General features: G+C 68.8%; 7 protein-coding genes. All 7 read left to right on the top strand.

All coding sequences use genetic code 11. The features are described from left to right. The first annotated feature begins 2 nt into the window (after positions 1-2). Entirely contained in the window at positions 3-1,682 is a 1,680-nt protein-coding gene (gene araB, locus JJ691_RS16170) for a ribulokinase (RefSeq protein WP_211771511.1), read from the top strand. 2 nt (positions 1,683-1,684) lie between these two features. Beyond that, entirely contained in the window at positions 1,685-2,362 is a 678-nt protein-coding gene (locus JJ691_RS16165; protein ID WP_211769580.1) for an L-ribulose-5-phosphate 4-epimerase, read from the top strand. 34 nt (positions 2,363-2,396) lie between these two features. After that, positions 2,397-3,911, top strand: coding sequence for an L-arabinose isomerase (araA, locus tag JJ691_RS16160; RefSeq protein WP_211769579.1), 1,515 nt, complete (start codon positions 2,397-2,399; stop codon positions 3,909-3,911). 27 nt (positions 3,912-3,938) lie between these two features. Next, entirely contained in the window at positions 3,939-5,069 is a 1,131-nt protein-coding gene (gene chvE / locus JJ691_RS16155; protein ID WP_211769578.1) for a multiple monosaccharide ABC transporter substrate-binding protein, read from the top strand. A gap of 18 nt (positions 5,070-5,087) precedes the next feature. After that, a complete protein-coding gene (gene mmsA, locus JJ691_RS16150) occupies positions 5,088-6,614 on the top strand; it encodes a multiple monosaccharide ABC transporter ATP-binding protein (protein WP_442912776.1) in 1,527 nt (508 codons plus the stop codon). Continuing rightward, positions 6,611-7,861, top strand: coding sequence for a multiple monosaccharide ABC transporter permease (gene mmsB / locus JJ691_RS16145; protein WP_211769576.1), 1,251 nt, complete (start codon positions 6,611-6,613; stop codon positions 7,859-7,861). The genes mmsA and mmsB overlap by 4 nt, the downstream gene beginning before the upstream one ends. Positions 7,862-7,983: 122 nt before the next feature. Further along, the gene (locus tag JJ691_RS16140) at positions 7,984-12,033 is read left to right on the top strand and encodes a beta-galactosidase (RefSeq protein ID WP_211769575.1); all 4,050 of its coding nucleotides are present in this window, start codon (positions 7,984-7,986) and stop codon (positions 12,031-12,033) included. Positions 12,034-12,423: the final 390 nt, after the last annotated feature.

The following is a 12,423-nucleotide window of genomic DNA, read 5'->3' as shown; positions in this document are numbered from 1 at the left end:
AGATGTTAGCGCTAACCGACCAGCTCGTGGTCGGCGTCGACTTCGGCACGCTGTCCGGCCGGGCCGTGGTCGTGCGCGTGCGCGACGGCGCCGAACTGGGCAGCGCGGTCTTCGAGTACCCGCACGCCGTCGTCGAGCAGACGCTGCCCGCGACCGGCCGGGTCCTGCCGCCGGACTGGGCGCTGCAAGTGCCTTCCGACTACGTCGACGTGCTGCGCAACGCGGTTCCGGCGGCGCTCAAGGCCGCGGGCGCGTCGGCGAAGAACGTGATCGGGATCGGCACCGACTTCACCGCGTGCACGATGGTTCCGGTCACCGAGGACGGCACGCCACTGTGCGAGCTGCCGGAGTTCCGCGCCGAGCCGCACGCCTACGTGAAGCTGTGGAAGCACCACTCGGCACAGGGCCAGGCCGACCGGATCACCGAGCTGGCCCGCAGCCGCGGCGAGAAGTGGCTGCCCCGCTACGGCGGGCTGATCTCCTCGGAGTGGGAGTTCGCCAAGGGGTTGCAGATCCTGGAGGAAGCGCCCGAGGTGTACGCCGCGATGTGGCGGTTCGTCGAGGCGGCGGACTGGATCGTCTGGCAGCTCACCGGAAACTACGTCCGCAACGCCTGCACCGCCGGCTACAAGGGAATCCACCAGGACGGGGCCTACCCGAGCCCGGAATACCTGCGCGAGCTCAACCCCGGGTTCGAGAACTTCGTCGCGGACAAGCTGGCGCATCCGTTGGGGCAGTTGGGCGACGCCGCCGGGCGGCTGAGCGGGCAGGCCGCCGAGTGGACCGGGCTGCCGGCCGGCATCGCGGTGTCGGTGGGCAATGTCGACGCGCACGTGACCGCTCCCGCCGCGCGGGCCGTTGAACCCGGCCAGCTGGTCGCGATCATGGGCACCTCCACCTGTCACGTGATGAACGGCGCCGAACTTCGTGAGGTGCCGGGCATGTGCGGCGTCGTGGAGGGCGGCATCGTGCCCGGCCTCTGGGGCTACGAGGCCGGGCAGAGCGGTGTCGGCGACATCTTCGGCTGGTTCGTGGACCACATGGTCCCGCCCGCGTACCACGAGAAGGCGCGCGAGCAGGGCCTGTCCGTGCACCAGCTGCTCTCGGACCTGGCCGCACAGCAGCAAGTCGGCGAGCACGGGCTGGTCGCGCTCGACTGGCACAGCGGCAACCGCTCGGTGCTGGTCGACCACGAGCTCTCCGGCGTGGTCGTCGGGCAGACGCTGGCCACCCGCGCCGAGGACGTCTACCGCGCGCTGCTGGAGGCGACCGCCTTCGGCACCCGGGTCATCATCGACACCTTCATCGACGCGCAGGTGCCGGTGACCCAGTTCGTGGTGGCCGGCGGGCTGATCCGCAACCCGCTGCTGATGCAGATCTACGCCGACGTGCTCGACATGCCGCTGTCGGTGATCGGGTCCGAGAACGGTCCGGCGCTGGGCTCGGCGATCCACGCCGCGGTCGCCGCCGGGGCGTATCCGGACATCCGTGCGGCGGCCGCCGCCATGGGTTCGGTGGAGCGCGACGTGTACCTGCCGATCCCGACCAACGTGTCGGGCTACGAGGAGCTGTTCACCGAGTACCTGACCCTGCACGACTACTTCGGCCGTGGGGTCAACGAGGTCATGCGCCGACTCCGGGAGCGCAGGCGCAAGGCCCGCGCCCAGAAGGGACAGGACTAGCGATGTCCGTCAGCGCCGAGGTGCGCGAGACCGTCGACCGGCTGCGGAACACGGTCGCCGAGCTGCACACCGAGCTCACCCGCAACGGCCTGGTCATCTGGACCGCCGGCAACGTGTCGGCCCGGGTCCCGGACCGGGACCTGATGGTGATCAAGCCGTCCGGGGTGTCCTACGACGAGCTCAGCGGCCGGAACATGGTCGTCACCGACCTGCACGGGGAGCTGGTCGACGGCGAGCTCGCCCCGTCGTCGGACACCGCCGCGCACGCCTACGTGTACCGGCACATGCCGGAAGTCGGGGGAGTGGTGCACACGCACTCCACCTACGCCACCGCGTGGGCCGCCCGCGGTGAGCCGATTCCCTGTGTGCTCACGATGATCGCCGACGAGTTCGGCGGCGAGATCCCGGTCGGCCCGTTCGCGCTGATCGGCGACGACTCGATCGGCCAGGGCATCGTGGAGACCCTGCGGAGCAGCCGATCGCCGGCGGTGCTGATGCGCAGCCACGGGCCGTTCACCGTCGGCCGGGACGCGCGGGCCGCGGTGAAGGCCGCGGTGATGGTGGAGGACGTGGCCCGCACCGTCCACGTCGCACACCAGCTGGGCGAGCTGCCCTCGCTGCGCCGCGAGGACATCGACCGCCTGCATCACCGCTACCAGAACGTGTACGGCCAGCGCTGACACGACGTCCGTGACATCCCCAGGAGAAGCACCCATGAGCGCCCAGGGCCCGACCAGCAAACCCCAGCTGTGGTTCCTCACCGGCAGCCAGCACCTCTACGGCGAGGAGACGCTGCGCCAGGTCGCCGGCCAGTCCGAGCAGGTGCAGCAGCTGCTCACCGCGTCCGGCCGGATCCCGGCCGAGATCGTCGGCAAGCCGGTGCTCACCGACGCCGCGTCGATCCGGCGGCTGATGCTGGAGGCCAACGGCGACCCGGACTGCGTCGGCGTGATCGCGTGGATGCACACCTTCTCGCCGGCCAAGATGTGGATCACCGGCCTGGACGCGCTGCGCAAACCGCTGCTGCACCTGCACACCCAGCTCAACCTGTCGCTGCCGTGGGCGAGCATCGACATGGACTTCATGAACCTCAACCAGGCCGCGCACGGCGACCGGGAGTTCGGCTTCGTGCAGACCAGGCTCGGCGTCGCGCGCAAGACCGTGGCCGGGCACGCCACCGACGCCCGGCTGCTGGGCCGGATCGAGGACTGGACGCGGGCCGCGATCGGCCTGGCGCACCTGCGAACGCTGCGGCTGGCCCGGTTCGGCGACAACATGCGCGACGTCGCCGTGACCGAGGGCGACAAGGTGGAGGCCGAACTCAGGTTCGGTGTCTCGGTCAACACCTACGGCGTGAACGATCTCGTGTCCTATGTGGACGCCGCGGCCGACGGTGACGTGGACGAGACGGTGGCCGACTACGTCGCCTCCTACACGCTGCGGCCGGAGCTGGCGCCCGGCGGCGACCGGCACGACTCCCTGCGCCACGCCGCCCGGATCGAGGTCGGACTGCGGCGGTTCCTGACCGAGGGCGGCTTCGGCGCGTTCACCACGAACTTCGAGGACCTCGGCGGACTGCGCCAGTTGCCCGGCATCGCGGTGCAGCGGCTGATGGCCGACGGCTACGGCTTCGGCGGCGAGGGCGACTGGAAGACCTCGACGCTGCTGGCCGCGGTCAAGGCGATGGGCCGCGGCACCGGGCTCGGCACGTCGTTCATGGAGGACTACACCTACCACTTCGGGCCGGGGGAGCCGAAGATCCTCGGCGCGCACATGCTGGAGGTCTGCCCCAGCATCGCGGCCGAGCGGCCCTCCTGCGAGGTCCACCCGCTGGGCATCGGCGGCCGCGAGGATCCCGTGCGGCTGGTGTTCGACGCGGCCACCGGGCCGGCCGTGGTGATCGGCCTGGCCGACCTCGGCGACCGCTTCCGCTTCGTGGCCAACGAGATCGAGGTCGTGTCGCCGGACGAGCCGCTGCCGAGGCTGCCGGTGGCCCGCGCGGTGTGGCGGCCGAAGCCGTCGCTCGCCGAGTCCGCCGAGATGTGGCTGACGGCCGGCGGGCCGCACCACACCGTGCTGACCCAGGCCGTCGGCGCGGACACGTTGCGAGACTTCGGCCACATGCTCAACACCGAGCTGCTCGTCGTGGGCAACGGCAGCGATGTCGCCGAGTTCGGCGACCGCATTCGCTGGAACCAGGCCTACTACCGGCTCGCCCAGGGTTTCTGACCGGCCAGCACTATTTCAGGAGCACACATGAGGATATCCCGACTGATCGTGGCCGGCGTCGCCCTGTCACTGGGCGCCACGCTGACCGCGTGCGGCTCGTCCGTCAAGACCGTCGACCAGGCCCCGACGTCCGGATCCAACGCCGGCGCGCTGGTCGGCGTGACCATGCCGACCAAGGCGTCGGAGCGTTGGATCCACGACGGTGACAACATCAAGAGCCAGCTGGAGAAGCTCGGCTACAAGGTCGACCTGCAGTACGCCGAGAACGACATCCCGACCCAGGCCAACCAGATCGAGAACCAGATCACCAAGGGCGCCAAGGCGCTGATCGTCGCCTCCATCGACGGCACGGCGCTGACCACGCAGCTGCAGGACGCCGCCGACCGGCACATCCCGGTGATCTCCTACGACCGGCTGCTGCTCAACACGCCGAACGTGGACTACTACGCCACCTTCGACAACTTCCAGGTCGGCGTGGAGCAGGCCACCTCGCTGTTGACCGGGCTGAAGCTGAAGAAGGCCGACGGCAGCGACGACCCGAGCGTGACGGGGCCGTTCAACATCGAGCTGTTCGCCGGGTCCCCCGACGACAACAACTCCTCGTACTTCTTCAACGGCGCGATGTCCGTGCTCAAGCCGTACCTGGACAAGGGCACGCTGGTGGTCAAGAGCGGCCAGACCGACTTCGGCCCGTGCGCCATCCTGCGCTGGGACCCGGCGACCGCGCAGCGGCGGATGGAGGACCTGCTCACCAAGACCTACAACGCCACCACCAAGGTCGCCGGCGTGCTCTCGCCGTACGACGGGCTGTCCATCGGCATCCTGTCCGCGCTCAAGAGCAACGGCTACGGCACCGCCGGCCAGCCCTACCCGGTGGTCACGGGGCAGGACGCCGAGGTCGCGTCGGTGAAGTCGGTCATCGCGGGCGAGCAGTACTCCACGATCTTCAAGGACACCCGCCAGCTGGCCAAGACCGCGGTCGACATGGCGCAGGCGGTGCTGACCGGCGGCAAGCCGCCGGTGAACAACACCAAGGACTACAACAACCACAAGAAGGTCGTGCCGTCCTACCTGCTTCAGCCGGTGATCGTCACCAAGGACAACTACCAGAAGGCGCTCGTGGACTCCGGCTACTACACCGCCGGCGAGCTGAAGTAGCCGGTCATGGTCGACTCCATCCTGACGATGACCGGTATCGGCAAGTCGTTCCCGGGCGTGCGGGCGCTGGCCGACGTGAGCCTGTCGGTCCGGCGCGGTGAGATCCACGCCATCTGCGGCGAGAACGGCGCCGGCAAGTCCACCCTGATGAAGGTGCTGTCGGGGGTGTACCCGCACGGCTCCTACGACGGCGAGTTCGCCTTCGACGGCGAGGCCTGCGAGTTCGGCGGCATCCGGGACAGCGAGCACCGCGGGATCGTGATCATCCACCAGGAGCTCGCGTTGTGCCCGCAGCTGTCGATCGCCGAGAACATCTTCCTCGGCAACGAGCAGGTCGCCGGCGGGCTGATCGACTGGAACCGGACCAACCACCGGGCGGCCGAGCTGCTGGACCGGGTGGGGCTGCGGGAACCGGCGGTCACCCAGATCAGCGACCTCGGCGTGGGCAAGCAGCAGCTGGTGGAGATCGCCAAGGCACTGTCCAAAAAGGTCAAGCTGTTGATCCTGGACGAGCCGACCGCGGCACTCGGCGCGGACGACTCCGCCCACCTGCTGGATCTGCTGCGGGGCCTGCGCGCGGACGGAGTCACCTCGGTGATCGTCTCGCACAAGCTCAACGAGATCATGGCGATCGCCGACTCGATCACCATCCTGCGCGACGGCCGGACGATCGAGACGCTGGACGTGGCGACCGACAACGTCACGGAGGACCGGATCATCGCCGGGATGGTCGGCCGCGACCTGGAACACCGTTTCCCGCCGCACGAGCCGAAGATCGGCGCCGAGGCGCTGCGCATCGAGAACTGGACGGTGCACAGCCCGACCCGGCCGGAGCACAAGGTGGTCGACGCGGCCGACCTGGTGCTGCGGCGCGGGGAGATCGTCGGCCTGGCCGGCCTGATGGGCGCCGGCCGGACCGAGCTCGCGATGAGCGTGTTCGGCCGGTCCTACGGGCGTGACATCTCCGGCCGGCTGGTCAAGGACGGCCGGGAGATCCAGGCGCGGACGGTGCGGGAGGCGGTCGCCAACGGCATCGCCTACGTCACCGAGGACCGCAAGCGCTACGGCCTCAACCTCATCGAGGACGTCAAGCGCAACATCTCCGCGGCGGGCCTGCGCAAGCTGGCCCGCCGCGGCTGGGTGAACGAGAACGAGGAGCACCGGATCGCCGGGGAGTTCCGGCGCAGCATGAACATCAAGGTGCCCACCGTGAACACCGCGGTGGGCACGCTGTCCGGCGGCAACCAGCAGAAGGTCGTGCTGTCCAAGTGGATCTTCACTGATCCGGACGTGCTGATCCTGGACGAGCCGACCCGCGGCATCGACGTCGGCGCCAAGTACGAGATCTACTCGATCATCAACGGACTGGCCGACGAGGGCAAGGCCGTGCTGGTCATCTCCTCGGAGCTGCCGGAGCTGCTCGGCCTGTGCGACCGGATCTACACGCTGGCCGCCGGCCGGATCACCGGCGAGGTGAGCCGGGAGCAGGCCACCCAGGAGCGCCTCATGCAGCACATGACCAGGAACCAGGAGCACACGCCATGAGCAGCACCGCACCACCGGACACCGAGCAGGTCTCCGGCAGCGTCCAGCGACCGGCCCGCGCGCCGCGCCGGTTGTCCCTCAACGTGCGGCAGAGCGGCATCTACGTGGCGTTCGCGCTGATCGTCGCGCTGTTCACGGTGCTGACCGGCGGCACGATGCTCCAGCCGGAGAACATCTCCAACATCATCGTGCAGAACTCGTACGTGCTGATCCTGGCCATCGGCATGATCCTGATCATCATCGCCGGGCACATCGACCTGTCCGCCGGCTCGGTGGTCGCGGTGACCGGCGCGGTGTCCGCGGTGCTGATGGTCAACCTGAACGTGCCGTGGCTGCTGGCGTTGGTGATCACGCTGGTGGTCGGCGCGCTGATCGGCGCGTGGCAGGGCTACTGGATCGCCTACTTCGGCATTCCGGCGTTCATCGTCACGCTGGCCGGCATGCTGGTGTTCCGCGCGCTCACCCTGACCGTGCTGGGCAACCAGGGCATCGGCCCGTTCCCGGACCCGATCCGCACGCTGTCCAACGGCTTCACCGACGGCTACCTCGGCAACATCGGCCTCGGGCCGCTGGGCGGCGCGGACCTGGTGAGCCTGCTAGTGGGTGTGCTGGTGGTCGCCGGCATCGGGTTCTCGCAGTGGCGGGCCCGCCGGGGCCGGATCACCTACTTGCAGGAAGTCGATCCGCTGCCGGTGTTCCTGCTCAAGACCGGCGGCGCCGGCGTGGTCGTGCTGGCCGTGGTGGTGCAGCTGGCGCGGTTCAAGAACATCCCGTGGGTGCTGGTGCTGCTGGTGGCGCTGGTGCTGTTCTACTCGCTGCTGACCACGCGGGCGGTGTTCGGCCGGCGGATCTACGCCATCGGCGGCAATCTCCAGGCCGCGACGCTGTCCGGCGTCAAGGTCAAGTCGGTGGTGTTCTGGATCTTCGTCAACATGGGCGTGCTGTCCGCGCTGGCCGGGGTGATCTTCGCCGGCCGGCTCAACCAGGCCGGCCCGACCGCGGGCACCTCGTTCGAGCTGGACGCCATCGCGGCCGCGTTCATCGGTGGCGCGGCCGTGCAGGGCGGCGTCGGCAAGGTGGTCGGCGCGATCACCGGCGGCCTGATCATGGCCGTGATCAACAACGGCATGTCGCTGATCGGCGCGCCCAGCGAGCAGGTGATGCTGGTGAAGGGTCTGGTGCTGCTCGCGGCGGTGGCCTACGACATCTGGACCAAGAAGCGGGGCGGGGTGACCGCGACGCGCTGACAAAAACCGACACATTCGACGGTCCCCACCGTGGGCGCGAATGTTGAGTCTTGACCGACTCTGCTGAGTTCCTTAGCTTTCGTGCTGGATTCAGTGCAGAGTGGCACTCCAGGAGGCAAGTCATGCGCTTACCCCGCCGCACCCCGTCCACCTCCTGGAGGAGGGCGTTGCTGGCGTTGCTCAGCTGCGTCACGCTCGCGCTGACCGGAGTCGTGGCCACCACGAGTCCCGTGGTGGCCGCGGCCCCGGCCAGAGCGAGCCACAAGATCACTTATGACGGTTACTCGTTCATGATCGACGGGAACCGGACCTACCTGTGGTCCGGGGAGTTCCACTACTACCGGCTGCCCAGCCCGGACCTGTGGCGGGACATCTTCCAGAAGATGAAGGCGGCCGGCTTCAACGCCACCTCGCTGTACTTCGACTGGGGCTACCAGTCCTCGGCGCAGGGCGTCTACGACTACAGCGGCGTCCGGGACATCGACGAAGTCCTGGACATGGCCCAGCAGGCCGGCCTCTACGTGATCGCCCGCCCCGGCCCGTACATCAACGCCGAGGTGGACGGCGGCGGCTTCCCGACGTGGCTGTCGACCACCCCGGGCCACACCCGGTCGGCCGACCCGACCTACCTGGCCTACTCCGACGAGTGGCAGTCCCAGATCGACGGCATCCTCAAGCGCCACCAGCTCACCGACGGCGGCGGCAGCGTCATCGGCTACCAGGTGGAGAACGAGTACTACAACGGCAGCGACGCCGGCCGCGCGTACATGAAGCACCTGGAGGACAAGGCCCGGGCCGACGGCATCACGGTGCCGCTGACCGGCAACAACAACGGCACGTTCAACTCCGGCGTGGCCGCTCTCGACGTGGACGGCCCCGACTCCTACCCGCAGGGCTTCGACTGCTCGAACCCGACCAAGTGGGCCGGCGTGCCGGACATCAGCTACGACCACCCGGCCGGCAAGCCCTTGTACACCCCGGAGTTCCAGGGCGGCGCGTTCGACCCGTGGGGCGGCCCGGGCTATGCCAAGTGCGGCCAGCTGATCAACGACCAGTTCGCGAACGTGTTCTACAAGCAGAACATCGCCGCCGGCGCGACCGCGCAGAGCTTCTACATGCTCTACGGCGGCACGTCGTGGGGCTGGAGCGCGATCCCGCAGAACTACACCTCCTACGACTACGGCGCGGCCATCACCGAGAGCCGCCAGCTGGACCCGAAGTACTACGAGGACAAGCTGATCGGCGAGTTCACCCAGTCGGTGGCCCCGCTGACCAAGACCGACGGGCTCAGCTCCGCCCCGCTCACCGACGCGGCGCTGACCGACACCGCGCGGATCAACCCGGACACCCGCACGCAGTTCCACACGCTGCGGCACAGCGACTCCACCTCGAACGTCAGCGACACCACGCACATCGCGCTCGACCTCGCCGCGCATTCCGGCTACACGTATGACGATCCGGCCTCGGCGCTGGCGTATTCCGGCGCGTGGAGCCATGTCGGCGCGGAGCAGAACTACACCGGCGGCGACTACCAGCACACCGAGTCGTTCTCCGACACGGCCGGCGACAGCGTGTCGATTCCCTTCACCGGTCCGGGAATCCGCTGGATCACCTCCAAGGACGGCAACCACGGCATCGCCGACGTCTACCTGGACGGCGCCAAGGTGAGCACCGTCGACCTGTACTCCGCGTCCAAGCAGAACCAGCTGACCGGCTACGAGGTCCGCGGGCTGGCCAACGGGCCACACACGCTGAAGATCGTGGTCACCGGCCAGAAGAACCCCTCGGCCTCGGGGACCTTCGTCGTCGTGGACGCCGTGGACCTGCTGTCCGCGTCGACCGCCGACTACTACCCGACGGTGCCGCAGCAGCCCGACACCGGCATCACGCTGAACGGCCGCGAGTCGAAGATCCTCGTCGCCGGCTACGACCTCGGGCAGTCGCACATGCAGTACTCGACCTCCGAGATCATGACCAACGCGACCATCGGCAACCAGGATGTCGCGGTGCTCTACGGCGACGCGGGCCAGCCGGGCGAAACCGTGCTGCGGTACGCCAAGCAGCCGACCGTGACGGTGCTCGGCGGCTCCGCCACCAGCACCTGGGATGCCTCGCGCGGCGACCTCCGGCTCAACTACGTCCACAATGGACTCACGCGGGTGCTGGTGAGCGAGCCGGGTGCCCGGCCGCTGCTGCTCCTGCTCGGGGACAAGGCGACCGCGGAGACGTTCTGGCGTCAGGACACCGCTTCCGGCCCGGTCCTGGTCCGCGGCACGCACCTGCTGCGCACCGCCAACTCCGCCGGTCACACGCTGGCGCTGACCGGCGACACCGACACCGATGGCTCGGTCGAGGTGTTCAGCACCGCCAACACCATCACCTGGAACGGACGCGACGTGCGGTCGCAGGCCACGGCCAGCGGCAGCCGCACCGCCACGCTGCCGACGGCCAAGCCGGTGACGCTGCCGGCGCTGACCGACTGGAAGCACCAGCAGGAGTCTCCGGAAAGCCAGCCCGGCTTCGACGACTCGCGCTGGCCGGTCGCGGACAAGATGACCACCAACAGCAGCACCGTGGCGGGCACGCTGCCGGTGCTGTTCGCCGACGACTACGGCTTCCACACCGGGAACACCTGGTACCGCGGCAAGTTCACCGGTGACGGCACGCAGGCCGGCATCACGCTGTCGTCCCAGAGCGGTGGCAACGCCGGCGCGACCTCGGTGTGGCTGAACGGGACCTTCCTCGGCAGCTCCACCGACACCACACATACCTTCGCCTTCCCGGCCGGCTCCGTCCGCAAGGGCGACAACGAGGTGTCGGTCCTGACCGTCAACATGGGCCATGACGAGGACTACGGGGCGTCCAACGGGAACAAGTCGGCCCGCGGCCTCATCGGGGCCCGCCTCGCCGGCTCGCCGCTGACCTCCATCACCTGGCGGTTGCAGGGCGCGAACGGCCTGGACCAGGTCCGTGGGCCGCTCAACACCGGCGGCCTGTACGGCGAGCGCACCGGCGAGTCCCTGCCGGGCTACCCGGACCAGTCCTGGCCGAAGGTTTCGTTGCCGGCCAAGGACACCACGCCCGGGGTCTCCTGGTACCGCACCAACGTCCGGCTGGACCTGCCGCGGGGTCAGGACACCTCGGTCGGCATCACCGTCAACGACGACCCGTCCCGCCAGTACCGGGCGCTGATCTTCGTCAACGGCTGGCAGATGGGGCAGTACATCAACTACCTCGGGCCGGAGCACAGCTTCCCGATTCCCAACGGCGTGCTCAACCCCAACGGCGACAACACGATCGCCATCGCGGTGTGGAACCTCGACGGCAGCACCGGGGGACTGGGGCAGGTGTCGCTGACCAACTACGGCAGCCACGCCTCGCCGCTCACCGCCCGGCAGAACTACTCCCCGGGCTACGATCCGCGCAAGTACGCGGTGCCGCCGGCTCCTCGCGGCTCGGTGACCCTGCACGCGCCGGACACCGCCGCCAGCGGCCAGCAGTTCACCGCCACCGCGACCGTCCAGGCACCCAGCCGGGACGTGTCGGCGACGTTGTCCGCGCCCACCGGCTGGACCGTCGGCGCTGCCACCCGTAACGGCACCACGTTCTCGTGGCCCGTCACCGCGCCGACCGGGACGTTGCAGCCGGCCGCGTTGAAGGTCACGGCCAAGGCTGGTCGAGACACCTTCACCGACGAGCGGATCGTCGGTGCGGTGCCGGCCGCGCCGCCGAGCGGACAGGTCGCGGTGAGCAGTCTGCCGTTCCTGTCCGCCACCAACGGCTGGGGCCCGGTGGAACGGGACACCAGCAACGGCGAGGCCGCTGCCGGCGACGGCAAGCCGATCACCATCGGGGGCGTTCAGTACGCCAAGGGCCTGGGCACCAACGCCGTCAGCGACGTGCAGGTCTACCTCGCCGGCAAGTGCAGCCGGTTCACCGCTTCGGTCGGCGTGGACGGCGAGGCCGGCGGCTCCGGCACCGTCACGTTCGCGGTGAGCCTCGACGGCAAGGCCCTGGCCAACACACCAGTGCTGAAGGGCAACCAGCCGGCCGCGGCGATCGACGTCCCGGTCACTGGCGGCCAGGTGCTCGACCTGCTGGTCGGTGACGGCGGTGACGGCAACGGCCTCGACCACGCCGACTGGGCGGTGCCGACGCTGACCTGCGCCTGATCCTTTGATCTGACGGGTCTCGGTGCGGGCGCTGCTCGCACCGAGACCTGTTTCAGCTTGTCGAAGACCCGTGGTTCGCGGGGCTGGCCGCTCAAGCGTGCTGATTAGCAGCTACCCGTGCTCATGTCGGGTTCTGACGTACTCCATTGGGATTCACCCGATTGCTTTCCATTCGAATCACTCAGTTGCATTACATGCGGTAGTCGGGTTGGCACTTATAGTGATAACAGTTGAAGGTCGGTGACATAGCGGGGGTCGATGTAAGACCTTCCCTGTTCTGCACCGCGGAACCGGTGCTCATGGGTGGCAAATGTCGAGATAGTGATCGACGTCCGGTTCGATGTGGTCGTAAATCATGAGGAGGAATTGGCGTGCGCCTTAAAAAGGCTG

Origin of the sequence: Kutzneria sp. CA-103260 (assembly GCF_018263855.1) — a bacterium.
In the GTDB taxonomy this organism is placed as follows: Bacteria; Actinomycetota; Actinomycetes; order Mycobacteriales; family Pseudonocardiaceae; genus Kutzneria.
Note: the sequence above shows the minus strand (reverse complement) of the source record. Positions and strands in the feature narration are given on the sequence as shown.

Coding starts and splice junctions, on each gene's coding strand:
- JJ691_RS16165 (WP_211769580.1), top strand. CDS start 1,685: ATGTCCGTCAGCGCCGAGGTGCGCGAGACCGTCGACCGGCTGCGGAAC.
- araB (WP_211771511.1), top strand. CDS start 3: ATGTTAGCGCTAACCGACCAGCTCGTGGTCGGCGTCGACTTCGGCACG.
- mmsB (WP_211769576.1), top strand. CDS start 6,611: ATGAGCAGCACCGCACCACCGGACACCGAGCAGGTCTCCGGCAGCGTC.
- araA (WP_211769579.1), top strand. CDS start 2,397: ATGAGCGCCCAGGGCCCGACCAGCAAACCCCAGCTGTGGTTCCTCACC.
- chvE (WP_211769578.1), top strand. CDS start 3,939: ATGAGGATATCCCGACTGATCGTGGCCGGCGTCGCCCTGTCACTGGGC.
- JJ691_RS16140 (WP_211769575.1), top strand. CDS start 7,984: ATGCGCTTACCCCGCCGCACCCCGTCCACCTCCTGGAGGAGGGCGTTG.